23 protein-coding genes are annotated in these 25,017 nt (G+C 50.7%); 5 read left to right on the top strand and 18 right to left on the bottom strand.

Translation table 11 applies throughout. The features are described from left to right. Positions 1 to 24 precede the first annotated feature (24 nt). The gene (locus BJJ97_RS13330; protein ID WP_095994253.1) at positions 25 to 795 is read left to right on the top strand and encodes a DeoR/GlpR family DNA-binding transcription regulator; all 771 of its coding nucleotides are present in this window, start codon (positions 25 to 27) and stop codon (positions 793 to 795) included. Positions 796 to 947: 152 nt separating this feature from the next. Next, positions 948 to 1,634 (top strand): glutathione S-transferase family protein, encoded by a 687-nt coding sequence (locus tag BJJ97_RS13325; protein WP_095994252.1) that lies wholly within the window; start codon positions 948 to 950, stop codon positions 1,632 to 1,634. A 77-nt stretch (positions 1,635 to 1,711) separates the two neighbouring features. On the opposite strand, the gene pbpG is transcribed toward BJJ97_RS13325, so the two are convergent. From pbpG to dusC, 8 genes are all read right to left on the bottom strand, one after another. Beyond that, positions 1,712 to 2,659: a D-alanyl-D-alanine endopeptidase gene (gene pbpG / locus BJJ97_RS13320; RefSeq protein WP_095994251.1), complete on the bottom strand. Its 948-nt coding sequence runs from the start codon at positions 2,657 to 2,659 to the stop codon at positions 1,712 to 1,714. 149 nt (positions 2,660 to 2,808) lie between these two features. Then, on the bottom strand, positions 2,809 to 3,318 hold the full coding sequence (locus BJJ97_RS13315; protein ID WP_095994250.1) for a DUF6622 family protein: 510 nt from the start codon (positions 3,316 to 3,318) through the stop codon (positions 2,809 to 2,811). Positions 3,319 to 3,380: 62 nt separating this feature from the next. Continuing rightward, the gene (locus tag BJJ97_RS13310) at positions 3,381 to 3,737 is read right to left on the bottom strand and encodes an FMN-binding protein (protein WP_039480132.1); all 357 of its coding nucleotides are present in this window, start codon (positions 3,735 to 3,737) and stop codon (positions 3,381 to 3,383) included. A 60-nt stretch (positions 3,738 to 3,797) separates the two neighbouring features. Further along, entirely contained in the window at positions 3,798 to 4,340 is a 543-nt protein-coding gene (cyaB, locus tag BJJ97_RS13305; protein WP_095699119.1) for a class IV adenylate cyclase, read from the bottom strand. Between the two features lie 398 nt (positions 4,341 to 4,738). Continuing rightward, positions 4,739 to 5,287 (bottom strand): hypothetical protein, encoded by a 549-nt coding sequence (locus BJJ97_RS13300; RefSeq protein ID WP_095994249.1) that lies wholly within the window; start codon positions 5,285 to 5,287, stop codon positions 4,739 to 4,741. A 16-nt stretch (positions 5,288 to 5,303) separates the two neighbouring features. Next, positions 5,304 to 6,251 carry a homocysteine S-methyltransferase gene (gene mmuM, locus BJJ97_RS13295; RefSeq protein WP_095994248.1) on the bottom strand — a complete coding sequence of 316 codons (948 nt, stop codon included), beginning with the start codon at positions 6,249 to 6,251 and terminating at the stop codon, positions 5,304 to 5,306. Continuing rightward, positions 6,244 to 7,656, bottom strand: a complete 1,413-nt coding sequence (mmuP, locus tag BJJ97_RS13290; RefSeq protein WP_095699116.1) for an S-methylmethionine permease — start codon at positions 7,654 to 7,656, stop codon at positions 6,244 to 6,246. The genes mmuM and mmuP overlap by 8 nt, the downstream gene beginning before the upstream one ends. Positions 7,657 to 7,842: 186 nt before the next feature. After that, positions 7,843 to 8,775 (bottom strand): tRNA dihydrouridine(16) synthase DusC, encoded by a 933-nt coding sequence (gene dusC, locus BJJ97_RS13285; protein WP_095699115.1) that lies wholly within the window; start codon positions 8,773 to 8,775, stop codon positions 7,843 to 7,845. A 227-nt stretch (positions 8,776 to 9,002) separates the two neighbouring features. Here dusC and BJJ97_RS13280 point away from each other — a divergent pair, with 227 nt between their 5' ends. Beyond that, positions 9,003 to 9,674 (top strand): epoxyqueuosine reductase QueH, encoded by a 672-nt coding sequence (locus BJJ97_RS13280; RefSeq protein ID WP_095701890.1) that lies wholly within the window; start codon positions 9,003 to 9,005, stop codon positions 9,672 to 9,674. A gap of 109 nt (positions 9,675 to 9,783) precedes the next feature. Here the strand turns inward: BJJ97_RS13280 and BJJ97_RS13275 are convergent, their stop codons facing one another. The 8 genes from BJJ97_RS13275 to BJJ97_RS13240 all read right to left on the bottom strand — a co-directional run bounded on the left by BJJ97_RS13275 (position 9,784) and on the right by BJJ97_RS13240 (position 20,023). Continuing rightward, entirely contained in the window at positions 9,784 to 10,101 is a 318-nt protein-coding gene (locus BJJ97_RS13275; protein WP_095994247.1) for a PTS lactose/cellobiose transporter subunit IIA, read from the bottom strand. Between the two features lie 51 nt (positions 10,102 to 10,152). Next, positions 10,153 to 10,458 carry a PTS sugar transporter subunit IIB gene (locus BJJ97_RS13270; protein ID WP_095994246.1) on the bottom strand — a complete coding sequence of 102 codons (306 nt, stop codon included), beginning with the start codon at positions 10,456 to 10,458 and terminating at the stop codon, positions 10,153 to 10,155. A 102-nt stretch (positions 10,459 to 10,560) separates the two neighbouring features. Beyond that, the gene (locus BJJ97_RS13265; RefSeq protein WP_095994245.1) at positions 10,561 to 11,523 is read right to left on the bottom strand and encodes an alpha/beta hydrolase; all 963 of its coding nucleotides are present in this window, start codon (positions 11,521 to 11,523) and stop codon (positions 10,561 to 10,563) included. A gap of 42 nt (positions 11,524 to 11,565) precedes the next feature. Then, a complete protein-coding gene (locus BJJ97_RS13260) occupies positions 11,566 to 12,738 on the bottom strand; it encodes a carbohydrate porin (RefSeq protein WP_226307526.1) in 1,173 nt (390 codons plus the stop codon). Positions 12,739 to 13,043: 305 nt separating this feature from the next. Continuing rightward, positions 13,044 to 13,988, bottom strand: coding sequence for an AraC family transcriptional regulator (locus BJJ97_RS13255; protein ID WP_095994243.1), 945 nt, complete (start codon positions 13,986 to 13,988; stop codon positions 13,044 to 13,046). A gap of 39 nt (positions 13,989 to 14,027) precedes the next feature. After that, positions 14,028 to 16,652 (bottom strand): family 78 glycoside hydrolase catalytic domain, encoded by a 2,625-nt coding sequence (locus BJJ97_RS13250; RefSeq protein ID WP_095995374.1) that lies wholly within the window; start codon positions 16,650 to 16,652, stop codon positions 14,028 to 14,030. Positions 16,653 to 16,714: 62 nt separating this feature from the next. After that, positions 16,715 to 17,956 (bottom strand): PTS sugar transporter subunit IIC, encoded by a 1,242-nt coding sequence (locus BJJ97_RS13245; protein ID WP_167385224.1) that lies wholly within the window; start codon positions 17,954 to 17,956, stop codon positions 16,715 to 16,717. Positions 17,957 to 18,427: 471 nt separating this feature from the next. After that, a complete protein-coding gene (locus BJJ97_RS13240; protein WP_095994241.1) occupies positions 18,428 to 20,023 on the bottom strand; it encodes an ABC transporter substrate-binding protein in 1,596 nt (531 codons plus the stop codon). Positions 20,024 to 20,217: 194 nt separating this feature from the next. Between BJJ97_RS13240 and pepT the strand changes: the two genes are divergently transcribed. After that, entirely contained in the window at positions 20,218 to 21,447 is a 1,230-nt protein-coding gene (gene pepT, locus BJJ97_RS13235) for a peptidase T (RefSeq protein ID WP_095994240.1), read from the top strand. Positions 21,448 to 21,518: 71 nt separating this feature from the next. Here the strand turns inward: pepT and BJJ97_RS13230 are convergent, their stop codons facing one another. Next, a complete protein-coding gene (locus BJJ97_RS13230) occupies positions 21,519 to 22,391 on the bottom strand; it encodes a helix-turn-helix domain-containing protein (RefSeq protein WP_095994239.1) in 873 nt (290 codons plus the stop codon). A gap of 115 nt (positions 22,392 to 22,506) precedes the next feature. Here BJJ97_RS13230 and BJJ97_RS13225 point away from each other — a divergent pair, with 115 nt between their 5' ends. Continuing rightward, positions 22,507 to 23,406, top strand: a complete 900-nt coding sequence (locus tag BJJ97_RS13225) for a DMT family transporter (RefSeq protein ID WP_095994238.1) — start codon at positions 22,507 to 22,509, stop codon at positions 23,404 to 23,406. 39 nt (positions 23,407 to 23,445) lie between these two features. Here BJJ97_RS13225 and rhlE read toward each other — a convergent pair whose 3' ends face one another. Further along, the gene (rhlE, locus tag BJJ97_RS13220) at positions 23,446 to 24,882 is read right to left on the bottom strand and encodes an ATP-dependent RNA helicase RhlE (protein WP_095994237.1); all 1,437 of its coding nucleotides are present in this window, start codon (positions 24,880 to 24,882) and stop codon (positions 23,446 to 23,448) included. Positions 24,883 to 25,017: the final 135 nt, after the last annotated feature.

The raw sequence follows: 25,017 nt of genomic DNA, 5'->3' as shown, positions 1-25,017 counted from the left end.
CAGAACATCAACGAATGGACAGCTATGTTAGAAGAAACGCGGTTACATCGCATACAGGCCTTGCTCTCAACGTTAAACCGAGTGAGCACGGAGAAAATTATTCAACATCTCGGCGTTTCGCGTGAAACAGTACGACGCGATATTCTGAAGCTGGAAGCGGCAGGTGCCCTGCGCCGTGTCCATGGCGGGATCGTGGCAACAACACAGGAACCGGAACCGCCGTTGTCCATTCGCAACACCGTGCGTGAAAAAGAAAAGCAGGCCATTGCCCGTGCAGCGGTACAGCAGTTAAAGGCCGGGCAAACCCTGTTTATCGATGCTGGCAGTACAACGTCTCTGCTAGCCGACGAACTGCTCTCCATGCCGGGGATGACCGTCATCACCAATAGCCTAACCGTCGCGCAGAAACTCACCGCAACGGAATCTGTCGCACAGCATAGCGTGATACTACTCGGTGGATACATGGGAGCCTCAGCACAGGCAACCAGCGGTGATGTGACCCTTAATGAGCTGCAACGCTACCGTGCCGACGTGGCGCTTCTCTCTCCGGTCGGGATAGATGCCGCCTCCGGCGCCACCAGTTTTGCTCACCACGAGGCGGCCATTGCCCGATCCATGGTGCAATATGCCAGAACGCGCATTATCCTCGCGGATCGCAGCAAGATTGGCGTCACCAGTCGGGTTGTCTATGCCACCATGCCGGAAATCGATATGGTCGTGACGGATGCCTCCAGTGCGGATAAACCCGAACTGTCATTACTACAGATGCATTGCCAACAGATTATTTTGGCCTGATAAACCACGATGAATCACCTCTCCGTGATTCATCGCCTCGATTTTCTCTCACCGCGGATTCTCATACACACGCGTGGGCGACTCGATGCAAGATGATTTCTCCTACCTTTCGTGCTAATGCTAAGGCTTCGTTAACACAAGGAGCATCAGACATGTATCAGCTGTATATCGCCAATAAAAACTATTCCTCTTGGTCACTGCGTCCGTGGGTGCTGTTGAAAGCGCTGTCGATTCCTTTCGAAGAGAAACTGGTTGCCTTTGCGCCGGGCATGTCACAGCCGGCCTTTAAGGCCTTTTCGCCGACGGCAAAAGTTCCCTGCCTGATCGATGGCGAGACCACCGTCTGGGATTCGTTGGCGATTACCGAGTATCTGGCTGAACAACATCCCGGCGTCTGGCCTGCTGATACCAAAACCCGCGCCTGGGCACGCTGTGCCGCTGCCGAAATGCATTCTGGCTTTACCGAGCTGCGTAACATCTGCTCCATGAGCTGCGGCGTGCGCGTTAAAATGAATGAGATATCGCCTGCCCTCAGTAACGATATTAACCGCATCTGCGAACTGTGGCAGGAAGGACTGACGCGCTTTGGCGGACCGTTTCTGGCAGGAAAACAGTTTTCAGCCGTGGACGCCTTCTTTGCGCCGGTTGTCTTCCGTATCAAAACCTACCAGCTTCCCGTTTCGCCGGAAGCCACTGCCTATTGTGAGCATCTGTTAGCACAGCCTGCCATGCAGCGTTGGCTACAGGATGCATTAGCGGAAACCTGGCGTGAAGTGGCGCATGATGACGAAGTGAAAAAAGCGGGTGAAGTGGTAGAAGATTTTCGCGCTCGAGCGTGACAGCCCGTCGCAAGCGGTGGCTTGCTCAGCCACCGTTAAGACATCCCCTTCCACACCATCAGGAAGGGGAGTTCTGATTATTCAGTTTCGATACTCGCCATGCTCTGCGGTTGGCGGGAAGCCAGTGATTTTTGTTTCTTATAGCTCAACGCGGCGGCAGGCACCTCGCTGACCTTACCGGTTTCAATCCACTTACGCAGGCGGTTAGCATCCGCAAAGTGCGTGTATTTACCGAAAGCATCCAACACCACCAGCGCAACAGGCCGCTGATTAATGACCGTACGCATCACCAGACAGTGCCCTGCCTGATTCGTGAAGCCCGTTTTAGTAAGCTGAATGCTCCAGTCCTCTTTATAGACCAGATGGTTCGTGTTTCTGAACGGCTGGCTGTACGCCGGGTGGGAGAACGTCGCCGTTTTCTCCTGAGTGGTACTAAGCTGACCCAGCAGCGGATATTGCTTGCTGGCAATCAGGAGTTTGGTGAGATCGCGGGCAGTCGAGACATTATTGATGGACAACCCGGTCGGCTCCACATAGCGCGTGTGGGCCATCCCCAACGCACGGGCTTTGGCATTCATCGCGCGGATAAACGCCTGATAGCCGCCCGGATAGTGGTGCGCCAGACTGGCCGCCGCGCGGTTTTCTGATGACATCAGCGCCAGTAGCAGCATGTCACGGCGGCTGATCTCACTGTTCAGACGAACGCGTGAGTAGACCCCTTTCATTTCTTTCGTCTGGCTGATATCGACAGAGATAATTTCATCCAACGGTTGATTGGCATCCAGCACCACCAGCGCCGTCATCAGTTTCGTCACCGAAGCAATCGGCACCACCACATCAGGATTGCTGGAATAAAGGATGTGGTTATCACGCAGATCCACGACCATGGCGCTACCGGAAGCAATTTCCTGATGCGCAGTGCCAGCGGAGTACGTCGGCGCTTTCGCCATAGCCTGAGGCAACATCACAGCATGGGTTGACAGCACTAACAGGCCAAAAAGAGAAAGCTTAAAATTTTTAGTCATTCTTCAATAACTTAAACAGTATTCTGTTAAATGAAAGGGATGGGCATCGGCATTATAATTTACCGCCCTTCCCTGCGCACTCATACAGCAGAAAAGCTTTGTGACAAATGTTGACAGACGGTTTGAGCAACCTACTGTTTTTTATCCTGTTACGTCAGAGACGGTCTTATTTTGCGCATGTGGTTGAGCAAACGCAGGCTGACGCCGCTGAATATCCCTGCGGTAATCCCACTTGCCGCGCCGGACAGCAGGCAGAATACAGGGTCATGCGCCAACGCGGGAAACAGAGCCAACTGGACGGAAAAGTAGAAATGAGAACAAAACGTCAGCAGCATCAAGACCAGCGACCACCACGAACCGGTGCGTTGAAAATGGCGCGATTCCGGCAAGTAGGTTCCTGACGTTTTCCCCCACGCCCATCCGATGCCCAGCCCGATGATCAACGCCAGCAGAAATCCGCCCGCCGCCGCAAGCGGGAGCCGCAGCGTATGAAAAATCGCACTGATGCCCCACACCATGAAAATCATCGGCACAACCAACATCCGCACCAACGATTGCTGCCGTGGCTGGCTGGCTTTTACGCCGGCATAAATCAGGTAACCCAAAACGATCCACACCCAGTAAGGCGTGTGACGCAGAATCATCAGCAGGTTTTCCACGGCAGTGCGACTCCTTAATCACTCAGGCCTTCATTAACGGTGATAGCCAAAAATCGGTGCGACTACGGTGTGACTTTGGCCTGTTCCAGCGCCTGTTTCACTGCGTTAATCACGCCCTGACTCGATAACGTTGCCCCCGTTACCGCATCCACCTTGTTAATGTCCTGCTTCTCAATAAGTTCCGGCACAATCTGATCCGTCGCGCTCAGCATCATCGCTTCCGTATCGCCATGCTTCAACACTTCAGCATTGGCGATCTTCCCGTCTTTAATGCTGACCGTGACCTCAACTTCTGCCGCCTTCCCCTGCGCTTTACCGATGTAGGCACCGTCTTTATAGTGCACCCCATCGCTGCCATGAACGGACAGAGAAAACGCCATCACTAACGTGGCCAGCGCCGCCGAAATAGATTTTTTCATCATTTCCCCGTGTGCAAATAGAACAATAAAAACAACAATTCAATAACCAGAAAAGAACAATTAATTAAAGCCTAATAATTGATAATAAGATTTCGTTTCAATATTATCCAATGGCAATTGAAGCCGTAGCGCACACTCTATACACCGTTCTCTGAGTGCTTTCAACTGGGTTTCATCATCGGTCATCACTGATATTTCGACGAAATAACCCAGTGATTCAATATAATCGAGCGTAATATGGAAGGCGTTTAAAAAGTAGATGCTGCGGATTTTATGAATTTCAAAAAGAGGTTGATACCCCAACGTCTGTAACATGCTGTCGGTTTTTTCAAAGCCTTCAACGTTAACCGCTTCACAGCGATCGACGCCTGGCCCTTTCACAATCCAGAGCTTAATGCCCGATGGCTCCATACGACGCACCAGCATTTTGATATTTTGCTGTCGCAGACTATTCTCTGCATCATCGTAATAAACATCATGTTCTTTATTTTCAAAGACGAAAGCCTCGGGATGAAGGCTAAAAAGCGTATTCCTAAAAACGGCTATATCGTCGATGCGAAATTTAAGTTCAACTTCATATTTCCCTGTGAAATGTTCAACCATGTTCTTTCCCCTCACTGGATTCCCTGAAATAAAATTGACTCTCCGCCATATCGATCAGCGCTTTATTACGCTGACATACGGAAATTCAAGATAATAATGATTCGGTCATCCGTAAAATAGATCATACAGGTAACATAATATGGCCCAATGGCCGTCCTCTCATCCTCCTTGATTAACACCCTACATCCTGTCGCATCCTGACAACGCGATGGCATGACCTTGGTAATCATGCTGTGTTATTACCTTACAACGTCAGATATCCCGAGTGCAATTTCCTGGCAATGAATATCTGTAGATGAATGCTATCGGCGATTTCCCAGCAAAAAAATGCGGTCAGAATCCTTGCTGGACGCTGACCGCCGTTAATAGTAGCTGAGAAGAGGAAAACCGCTAGTTCTTCACGCAGCAACTGCTGGTAATAGCAAAATCAGTGCAGAATCGAAGCCGTGATGGTGCATAAACTCACGAAAAATCAGCAATCGGGCGGAGAAAGCGTTCTCTAGCGGAATCCCCTCCCAGGTCGCCGGACTCCCCTGCATGACGCGTTCCAGACGTTTAAATGTCCGTTCCATGTCATCTTGCGGTAAACGCCAGCCTGCTTCCTCTTCTTCTGCTCCCGAAATCTGTGCGAGGGCCACCAATGCGGGGTCGAAAGAAAACAGAACGGAATCCGCAGGAATGTCGTGGCGAATACGCGTCACTTCATCCTCTACCGCCATGATCGCCCGCTCCATTTCGTCTGGCGTGGGGGGAAGGTGCTTGAAAAACACCGACGCCGTTTTGTCAAAACCGATGGTCAATTGCAGGGTTGCCGACGGTTGTGACGCCGTTCCGCAGACAACCGTCGTCTGCTGTTCGCCAATGTACAGCACCGTTACCGGCACACCCGGCGCGACACGCTGTCTGGCAAGCGAATACGCCTGTTGCAGGTTCACATCATTTTCCATCACAGCATCCCCTTATTTAGTGCTGACCCTCATGCTGGCAGCAGCGTGCAATACCGGCGATATCAGCGGGCGTGGTTCGGCAACAGCCACCAATCAGACGTGCACCTGCTGCCTGCCACTCGGGCAAATAGGCTGTCAGCGAGCAGGCGTCATCGTGGGCGTTGCTCCAGGTTTTCGTTACCGCATCATACTGCTCGCCGGAATTGGGATAAACCACCAACGGCAAATCCGTCAGCGAGGACAGGTGCGTCAGCGCTGGCGTCACGTTTTCCAGCGCGATGCAGTTGATACCCACAGCGACCACCTGTGAACAGGCATTGACCCGCGCCAGCACTGTGCGCAATGGTGTGCCGTCGCTGAGGTGTTCGCTGTCACGCAATGTGAAGGAGAACCAGGCCTGCGCCTGAGGGAACTCGGCCAGTAACGCAATCAGCGCCTCTATTTCGGCAAAAGACGGCAGCGTCTCGCAGGCCAGCAGATCGGCACCCGCTTCATGCAGCGCCGCGATACGCGGCCGATGAAACGCCATCATCTCGGCCTGCGGCAGCTGGTAATCGCCGCGATACTCCGAACCATCCGCCAGATAGGCACCGTACGGCCCCACCGACCCCGCCACCAGCAGCGTCCCAGCTTGCGGATTATCGCGACGGTAATCATCCCGCGCCTGCGCCGCCAGCTGTACGCTCTTGGCAATCAGCGCCAGTGACTCCGCTTCGCTATACCCGCGCGCCTCAAATCCTTGCGGCGTCGCCTGATAACTGGCGGTAATCGCACACTGTGCCCCAGCTTTGAAATAATCGAGATGCACCTGATAAATCAGCGCCGGATTTTCAACCAGCACTTTCGCCGACCACAGCGGATCGGTTAAATCACAGCCGCGCGCTTCCAGTTCGGTCGCCAACGCACCGTCCAGCACAATCGTTGATGCCGTCGCCAGCATTTCGGTAACCGTATTTTTACGCAATGTCTTCCACTCCCGTTAATCTACGTTTCTTCATTGACTGCGTGAAATAATAAGCACCATAGCACAGTGCGACAAACGGAATTCCACACCACAGCGCAATCCGCTGGCTTGGGTCAAACGCCAGCCCGACGCAGGCCAGCAGACACAGCAGGAAACCAAGAATCGGCGTGATGGGGAACCAAGGGGCGCGATATTGCAGGTCGGAAAGCGGTTTTCCCGAGCGGACATGGTGACGGCGGAACATATAGTGCGAGGCGCAGATGCTTAACCACACCGCCACCACGGCAAAACCAGAAATCGCGGACAGTGCCACGTAGACGGTATCTGGCGCGACCACGCTGGAAAACAGCGCCAACAGCCCGCCCAGCATACTGATGGAGATCGCAAAAAGCGGAATGCCACGGCGCGTCAGACGAGAAAAACGGCGCGGCAACGTGCCTTCGTTGGACAGCGACCACAGCATACGCCCCGAGGCATACAGCCCCGAGTTAGCGGCGGACAGGATCGCCGTCAAAATCACGAAATTAAAAATATCGGCGGCGTAAGGAATACCAATCTTTTCAAACACCAGCACAAACGGGCTTTTAGCGATACCGGCCTCTTCCATCGGAATGAGTGCCGCCAGCACCAGCACCGTGCCCAGAAAGAAGATCACCAGTCGCGCAACGGTAGTACGAATCGCCATCGGCACGACCTTCTGCGGATTCTCGGTTTCTCCAGCCGCGATGCCGATCAGCTCCGTACCGGAGAAGGCGAAGTTCACCGCCACCATCGTCATCAATATTGGCAGGCCACCGTATGGGAGCCAGCCAGACGCGGTAATGTTCTGGAAGAACGGCGCAGGTGAACCGTCCTGCATCGGAATAAAGCCAAACATCGCGCCAGCACCGAGCACGATAAAAGCGAGAATCGTGACGACTTTAACGATAGAGAACCAGAATTCGCCTTCGGCAAAGAAGCGGGACGACACGATATTCAGCAGATAGATCAGCACACAAAACAGCAGACACCAGGTCCAGACTGGCACCTGTGGGAACCAATACTGCATGCAAAAACCGGCAGCAGTCAGGCTGGAACCTAGCGCAACCGTCCACGTCAGCCAATACAGCCACGCCACGGTATAACCGGTAGCCGGGCTGAGATAGCGGGAAGCATACACATGGAACGCTCCGGTTTCCGGCATGGCGACGGACAGCTCACCCAGACTCAGCATCACCAGATACACCACCAGCGCGCCGATCAGATACGCCAATAGCGTCCCGGCCGCACCCGTCGTGGAAATAATGTAGCCCGTATTGAAAAACAGGCCAGTGCCGATGACGCCGCCGAGCGAAAGCATCACCAAATGGCGAGCCTTCATGGTGCGCTTAAACTGCCCTTCCGTGCCTGATGCATGTTGTTCCATGATGACCTTTCTTTATAGACGTCTAAACTTCCAGATAGATGAAGTGTTATACCGTCAACCGATTCGTAAAGTAAAGTACAGGCCAGCGCGAGAGTGATGGGTGCGTTAAATCTGAACAGCGTGATGAGAACACGAAGCGTAGGAAGGCAGATGTAGGAAGGTAGAAAATGAGGAAACGGTGAGCGCCTATGGCTCACCAATCACACGGGCGATATCCGCCGAGGTCTTTAACGTGCGGATCTCGCTGAATAAGTCGGTGGCGTCGTCGTACTCTTTACGCAAATAGCCGAGCCACTGTTTGATGCGCGCGACGTGATACAGTCCCGTGTCGCCCTGCTTTTCCAACTGCACATACTTTTGTAGCAGCAGCATGACCTCCGGCCACGGCATGCGCGGTTCGTTATACTTAATCACGCGGCTCAGGTTCGGCACATTCAGCGCGCCCCGCCCGATCATCACCGCGTCGCAGCCCGTTGTCGCCATACAGTCCTGCGCGCTTTGCCAGTCCCAGATTTCGCCGTTGGCGATCACCGGAATTTGCAGGCGCTGGCGGATTTCCCCTATTGCCTGCCAGTTAATGCATTCGGCTTTATACCCGTCTTCTTTCGTACGGCCATGCACGGCCAGTTCGCTTGCGCCCGCCTGCTGTACCGCGTCGGCAATCTCAAACTGGCGAGCACCAGAATCCCAACCCAGACGGATTTTCACCGTAACCGGCAAGTGTGCGGGCACCGCCTCACGCATCGCTTTTGCGCCCTGATAAATCAGCTCGGGATCTTTCAGCAACGTCGCCCCGCCCCCGCTGCCGTTCACCAGCTTCGACGGGCAGCCGCAGTTAAGATCGACGCCATACGAACCCAGTTCGACAGCACGTGCCGCATTTTCCGCCAGCCACTGTGGATATTGTCCCAGTAGCTGAACACGTACCAGCGTACCTGACGGCGTGCGGCTGGCATGGTGTAATTCCGGGCAAAGGCGATAAAAGGATTTAACCGGCAGACACTGATCCACCACGCGTAAAAATTCGGTGATGCACAGGTCATAATCATTTACTTCAGTCAGCAGTTCTCGCACCAATGAGTCGAGAACCCCTTCCATCGGGGCAAGCAGAACACGCATAACGCTACTCGGTAACCATTCGATCGTTAACCACAGCCATTCAGGCCAAAAAAAGCAGGCAATCTTAGGGGGTATTGTACGGGGAACGCAACGGGAAAGATAACGCTAGGTAGGCCATGAGGTTGCCTCTTGTGAGCATATCATCAATAATTCGTGACGAACTTGTGCCGACACCGTCCTTGCGGACCACAACGAAGTGACCATTTCTTATGTCGAATGTCAAAACTATGCAGAACGTCAAAACCGCTGCACTGCAACGTCCACAGCTTTCTCTGCCGAATAATGCCGACAAGCTGTTGCTGCACTCCTGCTGCGCGCCCTGCTCTGGTGAAGTCATGGAAGCCATCACCGCTTCTGGCATCGATTACACCATTTTCTTTTATAACCCCAATATCCACCCGCAGCGCGAATACCTGATCCGCAAAGAAGAAAATATCCGTTTCGCCGAACAGCATAACGTGCCTTTCATCGATGCAGATTATGACTCGGATAACTGGTTTGAACGCGCTAAAGGCATGGAGTGGGAACCGGAACGCGGAATTCGCTGCACCATGTGTTTTGATATGCGCTTCGAACGCACGGCGCTGTACGCCGCAGAAAACGGCTTTAGCGTCATTTCCAGTTCGCTGGGAATTTCACGCTGGAAAAATATGCAGCAGATTACCGAGTGTGGGCATAACGCCGCGCAGAAGTATCCCGGCGTGACCTATTGGGATTACAACTGGCGCAAAGGCGGCGGCTCGTCGCGCATGATTGAAATCAGCAAACGCGAACGTTTCTATCAACAGGAGTATTGCGGCTGCATTTATTCTCTGCGTGATTCCAATAAGCATCGCAAATCACAGGGACGCGATATTATCCGCATCGGTAAGCTGTATTACGGTGATGAAACCGAGTAACCGTGTCTCGATAATCACGGTGATTCATGGGTCACTGTGATTAGACGATCGCTTTGGCGATCGCCGTTAATCGGATGGCAATCACGCTGAATGCGTGACAGAGCAGGTCTTATGCCTGCTTTTTCTGGAGCTGGCGATGAACATCAATGAGTTCTTCAATCAACTCACGCGCCAGCATGGCATTCATAATGTGATCCTGTGCATGCACCAGAATGAGGTTAACCGGCACTTTGCCGCATCCTTCATCCATGCCAATCAGCATAGTCTGCACGTCATGAGCACGCTTTGACGCCTCGAAAGACGCCTTCATTTGCAAATCCGTCTCCACCCAGTTTCCCTGCTTAGCGGCACGAAGCGCCTGCATGGCACAGCTTCGGGATTCCCCCGCATTAATAATAAGCTCCATGACGGTTGATTCCATGTCCATACTTAACCCCACGTTTATAAATTTAAAAAACTGTCAGAATAATGCGAGCGTTTAATCAAGCATTGCCAGGGCATCACTAAGGATTTTATCGCCCCGCATCATGCCGTAATCCATGCTGTCGATAACGGCAATTTTCTTTCCTGCCGCGGCCGCTTTTTTCTGAAATTCATCAAACTTATATTTAATCTGTGGCCCTAAAAGACAGCAGTCGTACTGGGGTAACATGCTGTCAAAATCATCCATTGATACCGCAACGATCTGCACCTCAATATTTTTTTCTGCTGCGGCCTGCTTCATTTTATTCATGACCATACTGGTCGACATACCTGCTGCACAACAAAGGAAAATCTTTTTCATAATGAAATCGCCATAATAATTTAAGAGACAAAGTATTTCTTTCTGAGATAAATAAAATCCCCATAAAAACCAGCGCTAAATAAAGCGCGGTTTTTATTCATCCTATCGGGTAGATTTCAAATTGCGGTCCAGGAATGCAATAATGGTTTTCATGATTTCAGGTTGATACCACAATAGCCCGGCATGATCGGCGCCCTGAACAACATAACGCGTTGAATTAATGCCATGAGCAACAAGCGCTTCATGCAGAATGCGCGTCTGACTCGGTGACACAACATTATCGGCATCGCCATGCATTAATAAGAATGGCGGCGTTTTCTTTGATATATAGGTAATGGGGTTGGCTTTTTTGGCTTTATCCAGATCGTTCAAAATCGACCCGCCGCCGTGCCACGGAATCCCATTGACCAGCATCGCTTCTGGGATAGCTGGCGATTTATGTGCCTCTTTCCTCTCATCCGAGAAGTCTGCGCCGACGGACGTTAGATCGGATAATCCATACAAATCAATGGCAGCCTGAACATCGCTGCGCTGATTCAGATAATCACCTTTATCAAACTCGCTCACACCGTTCGTCGTCGCCACCATCGCGGCTAAATATCCACCGGCAGATTCCCCCATGACGGCAATCTTATTCGGGTCAATACCAAATTTATCCGCATTGGCACGTAAAAATCTGACCGCGGTTTTTGCATCTTCAACGATGCCAGGGAATGTCACCGTTGGCACGACACGATAATTAATGCTGGCGACGACATAACCCGCTCTCGCGATATCAACACGTTGCCCGATGTATTTGGATTTGGGCGCATCAATAAAACCCCCGCCGGTAATAAAGACTACCGCAGGCAACGGCTTATCTGAGTAAGGCTTAACCAAATCCATGGATAATTGCAGCGGTCGCCCCATGATATTTTTGGTCAATGAATAAGCAATGTCGGCTTCCATTTCGACGGGAAGCGCCGTAGGCTTGATGTTAATAATGTTACTGCCTGCCGTATCCGCTTGCGCAAATACAGAGGGTGCCGTTAATACCATCAATAAGAGCGTTATTTTTTTCAGCATATCGATACATCCTGTCATTTCAAATAAGAGATAAATAATGTGTTAAAACCAGACTTCCAGACGGTAGCCCAGACGCCATTCAGAATCGGTAGGTAACAGGGTAACGGCACGATCGCCGCCCGCGTAGGTGAGCGTCAGGCTGGCGATTGGCGCAGCATAGGGCATAACATCAAGCTGAATCGCCGGCCCCATCGCAATCTTATATGCGGTGCCGTCTGCGCCTATCACGCCATTTTTATTGGTCGTATTATTGATAACCGCTTCATACAGCATCGACAGGTTCTGATGGTGGAGGTTTTGTTTAACGCTGACGCCAGCGAAAATTCCAGTCTCATTTCCCGATCCATAAATTGTGTTGCCGCCCGCATAGCTGGTATCCGGGATTAGCGTGGTTCTTTCCGCAGATTTGTCGCGCTTGGTATATTCGTAAATAAAGGCGGGAGTAACGGCAAAATCGTCAAACATATTGAGGCTACCATCAAGCGTAAGCCGCAGCGCTGAATCCCCTTCCTCACTCAGCACGCTGATCCGGCTGGTATTCAGGTACTGAGCAATAATGCCTTTACCGTATTGGAATTTTAGCGATGAACGCCCTTCTGCTATTCCCATAAACGACGATAAATTGTATTTCCCAGAGAAACTCATGGCTCGCTGAACGCCGGTATTTAACGGGTTATCCAGCTCCTTCACATAGGTGGCACCCCATTCCGTTGGACCCACTCGGTATGCGATATCAAAAATACGTCGCGACCCTTCAATTGCCTGTGGCGCGCTGGCACTCGACCAGTCTATTTGTGCTGTGCCTATCGTCACATCAAGATCTTTGCCGCTGTAACCCACACCGGAGTCAACATGAATCTCTTTTGTGTTATAGGCAAAGATGCTGAGGCGCTCATCCAGGTAGCGACGGCCCGCCCAGATATTGGCGTCTTCGGGCAGAAAAGATAACCCGCCAAATCGACCAAAATTCTGCGCCGTTTCAATGCTCTTATCACCATAGCCAACCATTTGATAAGTATAATCAGCCCACTGTTCAGGGGCACCCACCCCCTGCCATTTTTTCGTGATGGCCAGCGAGGTAAAATAGTCATGCCAAAAGCTGTTCCCAAGATCGCCCATTTTCCCCCGGGGATCCTGATTTGGCCCCGTGGGATCGGCATGCAATGACATATTTTTAGGACGATTGAATTCGCTCTGGAAATCCCCGGCGACCATGCCATAGCCATTTAATTGGAAAGACCCATCGTCAGAAAGATTGGCGGCATGAACAGAGGATATTGAAATAAAGCATGATGTTAAATATATCGCTATTTTATTATGGTGCATTAATTCGACTCCATCAGAGTATAATAGGCAGAAGATAAATGGATATTTTGTTGTTATGAATTATCATCATTATATTTACAATAATGCAGTGAGTTATATCCTGACTTGCCTTTCTCTATGTCGATTTTTGCAGGGTATATACGAAAAAAAACCGCAGTAATCTCTCCTGCGGTTTCTAATAGAAAACATGAGCTCTACATATTTCTATCTCTGTATTCCTTTATGCTCATACTGTGCTTCTCTTTAAATATTTTATAGCAGTGCGAGGCATTCTCATAACCCGTCATATTGATAATATCAATGATTGAGTGGTTAGTATGTTTGAGGAGATGGATGAGCACGTCTATTCGTTTCTCGATGAGGAGCTCACTGAAATTTTTACCCGTAAATGCTTTTAGCAATTTACTGACTTTATAATTAGGCTGTTTTAGCCTGTCAGAAATTTCTTTCAGGCTGGCCGTACTGTAGTTTTCATCAATATACTTAAGTACCGACATGGACAGTGATTCGTTGTAGCTGCCATTGACATGATAGTCACTCGACTCCACATTCGAGATCAGTTCAGTGATGAGTAAACCAACCAGGAAATTGACACGCACTTCTTTCAGGTTATTTTTACTGTATATTTCACTAATAATAACGTGCATTATCGTTTGTATTGACTCAATATCACCCACTTTAAAATGGATATGCTCACCATATCGCATTTTTCCGTTAATTGATGAAAGAATGAAATCGGATATGATGTTCTCTTCATCAAATAATGACATTAATTTTCCAAAAAATTCAATTTTTATAATGAAATTGATAATGATGTCATCATGGCCTGCTGCGTCAATTTCATGCTTGGCAAACTGATTGAGCAGCAGGAGTTCGCCCTTCTTCAACGTTAAAGGTAACTCGTTTACATTTTGCTTCATCTCACCCTGATAGATGTAAATAAGCTCAATGAACCCATGAGAATGTAACGGTATTTTTGCGAACCGCGTTTGCTTTTCGATATAGATGTAGTTGTCTTTAAAAAACTTTCGCTCCATGTGATTTTTAAATTTATGGTTAAATTTATAATTGGCTTGTAATATTTCAAGCTCTCTGTCTGTATACGCCAGCAGATCGTCATGGATTGTAGAGTTCAACATAAAACCACCTACATGGAGCAGGGTTGTTACGCCAATACTTTAATGTAACGACCTCGTCAGCAGGATTTTTATCTCGCCCACATTCGTTATGTCAAAATATTGATTAAAACTATCACACTTCATCGAAGCGGGTAATTCATCAAGGACAGTATACGCCTTGGCGATCGTCAGAGTGCATTTTTTTAGGTTATATGGAATCTTGATCACTAATTCAATTCCATTTCCATCACGACGCCAGTTGCAATTAATACGGCCTCGTATCGTTTGGTGCCAGCAATCGACAAACTCAATGGAATCGATAAAACAGGGATTGATTGAAATAACATCAGAGCCTACCGCATCATCCGTAACAGATATTCCCCCCAATCCCTGATACATCCAGCTTGAATAGGAACTGAACATAGCGTGATTACAAGAGCCATTTTTGTTGTCGCCGAAAAACTCCTTTAAGGTCATGGACTCACCGTTGAGCATTCCCTTGAAACCCTCATCAGCGCTGAGCCATTTAACAATCACATCATTCTGGTCATATTGACGACAAATTTCATAAAGAAAACTTTGCCCAAAGATACCACATTTAATGTTGTCATTATCAGCGGCAATCAGGTTAAGTAGTGACGTTAGCGCGGCTTGTATATCGTCTGCAAGCGCAAAGTATATGGCAAATACATAGCTTGTCTGGCTTTTATCCGCAAAACTACCATCTTCATTTTTATATCTTGTCAGAATTTCATTTCTTACTTCATTTGCTTTATTTGAATAAAAATCCGCTTTTTCTTTCAGATTTATTGCTCTACAGAATTTCACCAACAAAATGATGTGATAGTAATAAAAACAGGTAGCCGTAAAATGCAGAGCAGGTGACCCTGACTTGTAATTTGCCGTATTCACATCGCGACTTCCCCAGTCCCCCAGGCAGCACGCGCTCAGTTCATCAAGATTTAACCGCGCCAAATGCTCAAGCTGGCGTTCAAGGAACGGGAGCATTTCATAGACCAATTTCACATTGCCATAGTGCTGGTAATGGATGTGAATCAGATAAGGGAGTACCAGTTGCCAGCCCAATGGCCCGGCATCCCCTCCCGTTCCATTGGTTTTTATCCCCATAAACGGAGCTGTTTCGGGAACGCCCCCATTCGGGCGGATGTCATTAATAAAGTCTACAAGGGTTTTCTCATAAATGGTTGCAGAATCAAATTGATAGACTTGTGACTTAGCCAGCGCAACGATATCTCCGCCATAGGCAAATCGCTCGCGAGCACAGTCACTCAGTACGGAGTGGACATTGTTTAACTTCGTCTCCCGGGCAATATCCACTAACTGATTCAGGTAAGGATCGGAACAACGGAATCCGCCACATTCAGCCAGATCGGTATGAACAGAAACGGCACAAATATGATTCAACTGGTCGAGGTTAATGCCGCTGATTCTGACATAACGAAAGGAGTGATAAGTGAATTGATTAACAAAATGATTGACCCCACTGCGGCAAGTCAGCGTGTCCTGCTGTTCCGCACGGTGAGGCGCTTCCGGTCCACCATTAATGATGACGCCGGGCGCAACCTCTTTGCCAACAAACCCCGCCAGCGTGGAATCGGAGTTCAGCGTATAGTTTTCGTACACCTCTTCACTGTAAGTCAGCAGAACTTGTTGGTTCTCAGAGGCAGTCATCGTTAGGTTGATAAATCCGGCGATAATTTTGCCAAAATCAATAATCAACTCATTTTCATCGACAACGTAGATATGCGAGGAACCCACCGTCGCGGCTTGTTTGATCTTTGGAATAAAGCTGGATACGAATTCGCCTTTTGGCCCATGACTAATCAATACCTTTTTCCATACCGGATTGATAATATCGCTTGTGTTGCTTCCCCTGAAGAGTCTGAAATCCACCCTTTCACCCAGATAGATATTATTAAAAACATATGCCCCTTCGCAGAATTCCCACGATTCATCGGTGGAAATGGTGAACTCTCCCGTGGTTCCCTTAATCACCAAATCAGCGATGACTTGCGGATCGCCAACGGACAACACATCTCTTAAATTGTACTTTCCAAATAATTTAAGCGGCGCAGGGTTAAACCATCCATTTCCCAATTCGATAGTGACGTTATTCGTTCCTTTTCTTAAAAAGGAACTCACGTCATACGTATCGTAATAAACGGTTTTATTATAGTTCGTCCAGTCGGTATTGAGCTCATTTCCCGTTATTTCATTCCCGTTAATATAGAGTTTATAGAAACCCAACCCGACAATACTCATGCAGGCCATCGCGATATCATCAACGACATCAAACGTCTTTCTTATAACGGTATTTCTATTCTCCAGATAATAACCATCATCACTATTTTTTTTATCACCTGAAATCCAGCACCCTTTAAATTGACCGAAATTACTGGTACTGAACATTTTTTTCATTGAGGTACGATTATCGCCCTCACCATAAACGAAAATTTCAATGGCATACTGTGTATTGCAGGCTAACGCGAATGAGTCAAGGTGTAACGTCGTATCATTACCTGCTCTGCTGGTGGTGTAGATAACGGTTTCATCCTTTAAAACAGACAGAGTGAATGACGTCTGCCGATAATCTACCGACCAGCTTAAAAATAAAGGACATCTATCAACGACAATATTTTCTTCTTGATAATTAATTTTTAACATGCTGCTCATCATGGCTCACTTTTAATGTCTGCTTTATTACGCAAACCCCATAGATTCGTGTATTAACTGTTATTCACGCGTTCTGCGTTTTCTTCCTTGCAGGCTATTGCGTCAGCAATTTTGAAGAAGAAATACCAACCTGCGAAACGAATAAAAAGCCCGACAAACTGAAACGCCGCAATTTTCCAGCTCCCCTGCATAAATCCAGAGACAATAACCGGAATCCCTGCTGGCGTACTGACACCCGCAACGCGCGGCAAAATACCGATGACAGTGAGGTAGTATGCGAGACCAAGCATGAGCCCATTGATGAAAATATAGGGAATGGCGAGAGCGAAATTCATGACCAGCGGTACACCATAAGCCATCGGTTCGCCGATGGTGAACACAGCGGGAGGCAAGGCAATTTTCCCTAGCGTCTGATAACGATTACTTTTGGCCAGAAATGCCAGCATAAAGGCAAGCGGCAATAAATCCCCGGCAACCCCATAGGTCATGAAAAAGGCAAAACCCGTGATATTCGGCGGTGTGATTCCTGCGGCATAGGCGGCCAACTGTTGCGCATCCATAGCGAACCAGATAGGCGCAACGATACCCAGCGTAATCGCGTGCCCGTGCAGCCCAAAAAACCAGAGCAGTTGAGCAAGAATAGCGACAAAAATAAGCGACCCGATACCCGACCCGAGTGACGTCAACGGTGCCTGAATGAGTTTATAAATAATCTCATGAATGCTGCCTAGGCCATTGATCGTGATAGCGGCAGAAACCACGGTGAAAAACGTGAGGATCACAATGCCCGGCACCAATGACGAGAATGATTTCGAAATAAACTCCGGCACCGTGTCAGGCATTTTTATAATCAGCCCTTTTCTGGTTATCGCTACGAATATCCGTGTTGCCGTGATGGCAACCAGAATCCCCGTAAATAACCCCATCGCACCAAGCCAGTGGCTCGGAATAGCAAATGACTGCCCCAAAGGCCCGACATCGCCTAATTGATAAGGTGTCAGAATGAAAAACGATATCATCGAAAGCAGGCCGCTCATGAAACTATCAGCGTTAAGGTTTTTAGCTAATGTATAAGCAACAGAGAACGCGACGATGACGGCCAGGAAATTATTGGTAAAATTAATCGGTATATCAAAAAACCGAACAAGATCGTGTTTGACCAGAAATGCCTGATAAGGCGCAAACGGAAATACTTTCAGCAAGGTCGCCAGTGAACTCATTATGGTGGCAGGCAACACCAGCATCATTCCGCTCATTACTGATTTCAGATAAATATTTTGGCCAATGCTCTGCATTAATTGCAGCATTTTTTCTTGTACTAGCGTTGAGTTAAATGACATACATGGATTCCATGATATTGTTGATTTCTACACGTCGCGTTTTCTCAATTGATGAGTTCTGGTTCGATCTTGTGTCGGCAGTGCTTTGTATCTGATAGTAGTATCATTAATGCTCTGACTTCATAACCTGAGTTGTCATTCCCATTGACGAATATTGCAAGACGCCACCCGCTTGCAGGCAAACGTGTCGATTAATGGAGAAGAAACTCCGCGTATTGCGGAAAGTGGCGTGTATTACGGAAAGTGGCATTGGCGGCGAGTGGCGTACAGCAATGCTCGGCGCAATACCGATAAGGCTAGCCACAGAGGTGCGGTATTATCCGCATGGGAAACTGTCGACACGACGAAATCGAGCAATCGCGTTCCGCCGAAGTCAGGCACGCCGTGCGGCGTGCCGTTTTCACTGCATCTTATTTCTTCACGATCTTATTTCTTCACGTCTACCTGATAGAAAATATGCTTACCGAACGGGTCGACCTCATATCCGGTCACTTCCTTACGTACGGGTTCAAAGATGGTGGAATGCGCAATCATGACGGCCGGTGCCTGATCGTGCATCATCTGCTGCGCCTGCTTGTACAGGGCAATACGCTGCTCATGATCCTGTGAAGCGCGCGCTTCGATAATGAGTTTATCAAACGGCGCATAACACCATTTTGCCGAGTTGGAACCACCGTTGGCCGCCGTACAGGTAAAGAGCGGCCCGAAGAAGTTATCAGGATCGCCCGTTGCCGTTGTCCAGCCCATCAGTGCCGCCTGATGCTCACCGCCTTTCACCCTTTTCAGGTATTCGCCCCACTCGAAGGTGACAATTTTGGCCTGCACACCGACTTTCGCCCAGTCCGCCTGAATCATCTCCGACATGCGGCGAGCGTTCGGGTTATACGGGCGCTGTACCGGCATCGCCCACAGTTCGATAGCGGTGCCCTCCGCCAAACCGGCTTCTTTCAGTAACGCCTTCGCCTTCTCAGGATCGTAGTCATAGTCTTTCAGGTCGCTATCGGCACTCCAGACGCCCGGCGGCAGCAGGTTTTTCGCCGCCGTTCCGGTTCCCTGGAAAACAGCTTCGATAATCGCCGGCTTGTTAATCGCCATCGTTAACGCCTGCCGCACCTTCACATTATCCGTCGGTGCTTTCTGGGTATTGAACGACAGGAAGCCGGTGTTCAGTCCGGCCTTTTGCATCAGCACGATGTCCTTGTTTTCTTTCATGCGCGGCAGGTCGGCGGGATTAGGGAACGGCATCACCTGACACTCATTCTTCTCCAGCTTGGCGTACCGCACGGAGGCATCCGGCGTGATGGTGAAAATCAGCCGATCCAGCTTGGCCTTGCCTTCCCAATAGTCGGGGAACGCTTTAAACAGGATGCGAGAATCCTTCTGATATTGCGCTAATTCAAACGGTCCGGTGCCAATCGGATCCATGTCCACACGCTCCGGCGTCCCGGCTTTGAGCATCGCATCGGCATATTCCGCAGAGAGAATAGACGCGAAGTACCAGGCTAAATCGGCCAGAAATGGGGCTTCCGCATGGGAGAGCGTAAAGCGCACCGTGTGGTCATCCACTTTCTCGATGCTCTGAATCAACGAGCCAAAGGACAAGCTCTCAAAATTGGCATAGGTCCCTTTCGAGACGCTGTGGTAAGGGTGCTGCGGATCTTTTTGCCGCATGAAGGAGAAAATAACGTCGTCGGCGGTAAAATCACGCGAAGGTTTGAAGTATTTATTGCTCTGGAATTTCACGCCTTTACGCAAATGGAAGGTATAGACACGCCCATCAGCACTGACGTCCCAACTCTCCGCCAGACTCGGCACCAGCTCCGTGGTGCCCACTTTGAAATCTACCAGACGGTTATAAATCGGCACAGCGCTGGCATCCACGCTGGTGCCGGAGGTGTAAAGCTGCGGGTTAAAGTTTTCCGGCGATCCTTCCGAGCAGTACACCAGCGTATTCGCTGAGGCCGCTGAAGCGACCGCCAGCGTCAACGCTGCCAGAGTCAATCGTATTCCTGCTTTTTTCATTCCAGTCCTCGCTTGTAGTGTTATTCATGTCCCATTTAGTGTTATTCGTGTCCCATTTAGTGCGTTTGCTTTCTGACTATCTCTGTCTGAAATATAAAAACCATGACGATAAAATGACAAATAAAACCACCGAATGAAATAATTTCTACGTTAGGATAACTGTCATAGCTATTACTGAATAAAAAGGATTCGTTATGACAGACCGTTTAGCTCATCAGCTCAGCACGCGTTTTTACCGTTACCTCGCCGTCACCAGCCAAAGCGATGCCCGTTCGACAACGTTGCCTAGCACACCGGAACAGCATGAAATGGCGCGATTGCTGGCGGACGAACTCCGCGTGCTGGGCCTACAGGATGTGGTGATTGATGAGCACGCCACCGTGACGGCCGTGAAGCCGGGCAACTGTCCGTCCGCACCGCGCATCGGTTTTATTACTCATATCGATACGGTTGACGTCGGCCTGTCGCCGAATATTCACCCGCAAACGCTGCGTTTTACCGGTGAAGACCTGTGCCTGAATGCCGAACAGGACATCTGGCTGCGCACGGCGGAACACCCAGAAATTCTGCCGTATGTTGGGCAGGACATTATTTTTAGCAACGGCACCAGCGTACTCGGCGCGGACAACAAGGCCGCCGTTACCGTGGTCATGACGCTCATGGAGAACCTGAGTGACGCGACGCTGCACGGCGATATCGTGGTCGCCTTCGTACCAGATGAAGAGATTGGGCTGCGTGGAGCGAAAGCGCTCGATCTCAAACGCTTCGATGTTGATTTTGCCTACACCATCGACTGCTGCGAGCTGGGTGAAGTGGTGTATGAGAACTTCAATGCGGCTTCCGCGGAAATTCGCTTTACCGGTGTGCCAGCGCACCCGATGTCGGCGAAAGGCGTGCTGGTTAACCCGCTGCTCATGGCACATGACTTTATCAGCCAGTTCGATCGCCAGCAGACGCCGGAGCACACGGAAGGACGCGAGGGTTATGTCTGGTTTAACGACCTGACGGCGAATGCCAATGAAGCGAAGCTCAAGGCGTCTATCCGCGACTTTGATTTAGCCACGTTTGAACAGCGTAAGCAGCAGATCGCCGCAATCGCAGAGAAGATTGCCGCGCAGTACCCGACTGGCAGCGTGACCTATGCCCTCACCGATATCTACAGCAATATCAGCAACGCCATCACCGACGATCGCCGCGCTATCGACCTGCTGTTTGCCGCACTCGACACGCTAGGCATTGAACCCAAAGTGACACCAATGCGCGGCGGCACGGACGGCGCTGCGCTGTCTGCCAAAGGGTTGCTCACGCCGAACTTCTTCACTGGCGCACACAATTTCCACTCGCGCTTTGAGTTTCTTCCTGTGCCGTCGTTTGTGAAATCGTATGAAGTGGCATTGAATTTATGCCTGCTGGCGGCGAAATAATCGCGTCCAGAAAAGCGTGAGGCGGACACTCGTCCGCCTCACTGACTGTTTGCCCGTCTACTTTCTCCGGTCTACTTCTGCGCCAGCCGCAGCGCCGACGGCGTCAGGCCGTATTCCTTTTTGAATTGGTGGCTCAGGTGGCTGGCGGAGCTGAACCCGCAGGCCAACGCGATGTCCGTGATCGACTGCGTACCTTGACGCACGAGTGCTTCCGCGCGGGCTAGCCGCTGTTTCAGAACATACTGATGCGGTGCCATTCCCACACTCTGGCGAAACATGCGTGCAAAGTGAAACTCGCTAAGCCCCGCTTCCGCCGCCAGCGTCTGTAGCGTCAGTGGCTGATCGAGATGTGCTTCAATTTGCATCTTGCTGCGCCGCAGTACAACAGGTGCCAGCCCGCCGCGCACCGTAGGCAGTTCCCACTGCAATTGGGTGTAACTACGCAGCACCTGAATCATCAACAGCGTCGCGGCGCTACTCAGCACAAGCTGATTCGCCGAGTCGTCCCAGCGATTGCTGAGCAGAAATTGTCGATACAGCGAGGTAATCAGCGGATCGCTACCAAATACCCGCTCTTCCGTGCAGATCGACGCCGGGCTACGATCCCAGGTTTGCTCGGCCAACTGCCGCAGGTGCGCATCATCAAAATACAGATGCACAAACTCGAGGTCGCCACGAAGATCCCAAGTAGAGGCGCTTTGTTTCGGCATCAGGCAGAAACGATCCGGCCCGCCGCCGTTATGCCAGCCGTCCGCCGTTTTATGATAGCTCTCATAACCACCAGCGGTATAAAGGCTGAGCGTATGGTGTTCAGTGTTTTCCATCGTGACGCGATCGTGGCGGTTAAACCATGAAGCCAGCCGCACGCAGGAGGTCAGCTCGACGGTGTCGCGCAGCTCGGTTTTATGATGCAGCATGGTATCGAACGCTTTATAACGATGCATTGCTGCCTCCGTTTTTCACTTAACCGCAAGATTCTGTTATTTACCGCAAGGTGCTGAAAGCCCGCGACAAACGCACGCGCCATACTGTCGCCATGCACTCATACGGAATCACCCAATGAATACCTTACTCTATTTTTCTGTCGTCCTGATTTGGGGCACGACCTGGATCGCGATTAGCCTGCAACACGGCAAGGTCGCGGCCGAAGTCTCCGTGTTCTGGCGCTTTGCGCTGGCATCGGCCATCTTGCTGACAATTCTGGCCCTGACGCGTCGCCTGCGTCCGCTTTCATCACGCGCTCACCTGCTGTGTATGGTACAAGGGCTATGCGTGTTCGGCGTCAACTTTCTCTGTTTTTATCACGCCATCGCCTGGATTTCGAGCGGATTGGAATCCATCATTTTTTCGATGGCGGTACTGTTTAACGCCTTTAACAGCCGTATTTTCTTCGGCCAGCCGTTAACACGTAACGTGGCGATCGCCACACCGCTCGGGCTGATCGGCATCGTCGCGCTGTTCTGGCATGACCTGATGCAAATCGACGCACAGCCCCATTTGCTGTGGGGCGTGGGATTAAGCATTCTGGGCACCTACTGCTTCTCGCTCGGCAATATGATTAGCGCCCAGCACCAGCGACAGGGCCGCGACATACTGACGACCAACGGCTGGGGCATGGGATATGGTGCGCTATGGATGGGGTTGTTCAGCCTGATTCAGGGATATAGCTTCGCACCGGAGTACAGCGCCAGCTATCTGGGTTCACTGTTCTATCTGGCTATCTTTGGTTCAGTCATCGGCTTCGGTGCCTACTTCAGCCTGATCGGTCGCATCGGTGCCAGTCAGGCCGCGTATACCACGCTGCTCTTTCCGCTGGTGGCACTGTCGATTTCGACACTATTTGAAGACTACCAGTGGCGGCCCAACGCGCTTATCGGCCTGCTGCTGATTCTGGCGGGCAACGCAGCGATGTTCTATCGTCCACGTCGTCTGACCGCACAGCCTGCCACGGCGAAATAACGCGATAAAAAAAGGGAGCCGCTGGGCTCCCTATCGATTTTACTTGTCCGCTGGCTTACTGCGATTTTGCGGACGCGGTGCGCGGCGTTGGCCTTCGCCACTACCTTTCCCGCTATTACCTTTATTACCACCCCACGGGCTATCGCTATTACCGCCCGCTTTACGCGGCTGGCGATTGCCATCGGCCGGACGGCGTTCGCCTTGACCCTGGCTGCGCTCGGACTGACCGCGTGGCGCGCCAGACTGTGCGCGAGGAGATGCGTTACGCGCACCGCCGCCGCCACCACGGTTGCCCTGACGGCCATTCACAATCGGTTCTGCCTTGATGGACGGATCCGGCTCGTAGCCTTCGATAGCGATACGTGGGATCTCACGCTTCAACAGACGCTCGATGTCGCGCAGCAGTTTGTGTTCATCCACACAGACCAGCGACAGCGCTTCGCCCGTTGCTTCCGCACGACCGGTACGGCCGATACGGTGAACGTAATCTTCCGGCACGTTTGGCAGCTCATAGTTCACCACGTGCGGCAGTTGGTCGATATCCAGACCACGCGCGGCGATATCTGTCGCAACCAGCACGCGAATGCTGCCGTCTTTGAAGTTCGCCAGTGCACGAGTACGCGCTCCCTGACTTTTATTACCGTGGATAGCCGCAGCGGTAATACCGTCTTTTTCCAGCAGCTCAGCCAAGTGGTTAGCACCGTGCTTGGTGCGGGTAAATACCAGCACCTGCTGCCAGTTATTTTCACCAATCAGCTGCGACAACAGTTCACGCTTGCGGCGCTTATCAACAAAATGCACGTGCTGCGTAACCAGTTCAGACGGCGTATTACGACGCACGACTTCAACCGAGGCGGGATTAGTCAGCAGCTTGTTCGCCAGCGCTTTGATCTCATCAGAGAAGGTCGCGGAGAACAGCAGGTTTTGACGCTTAGCGGGCAGCTTCGCCAGTACACGGCGAATGTCGTGAATGAAGCCCATATCCAGCATACGGTCTGCTTCATCCAGCACCAGAATTTCAATCTGTGACAGATCAACAGCGCGCTGATGCTCCAGATCGAGCAGGCGTCCCGGTGTCGCCACCAGAATATCTACGCCGCCGCGCAGTTTCATCATCTGTGGGTTAATGCTCACACCACCGAATACGACCAGTGAACGCAGGCTCAGATACTTGCTATACGACTTCACATTTTCATCAATCTGCGCAGCCAACTCACGGGTTGGCGTCAGGATCAGCGCACGTACCGGACGGCGACCTTTTCCTTTGTGCTGCGCTTCACGGCTGGTCAGCAATTGCAATAACGGCAGCGTAAAGCCCGCTGTTTTGCCCGTACCGGTTTGCGCGCTGGCCATTAAATCGCGCCCTTCCAGCACGACAGGAATCGCCTGACGCTGAACAGGAGTAGGATCGCGATAACCCTGCTCGTCAATCGCGCGCAGAATATCGGCACTCAGGCCGAGAGAATCAAATGACATAAAGAGAACAACTCCAGATCCGCTCTGACCGGACAGTAGCCGGTGTAGTTTTCAGAGGGTCAGTAAGACGGGTTTGCTGAGCCGCTATATACGTAACAACTCACGTAACAATCTACGTAAACAACGACATACGCA

The sequence above is a fragment of the Pectobacterium polaris genome (assembly GCF_002307355.1).
GTDB classification, from domain to species: domain Bacteria; phylum Pseudomonadota; class Gammaproteobacteria; order Enterobacterales; family Enterobacteriaceae; genus Pectobacterium; species Pectobacterium polare.
Note: the sequence above shows the minus strand (reverse complement) of the source record. Positions and strands in the feature narration are given on the sequence as shown.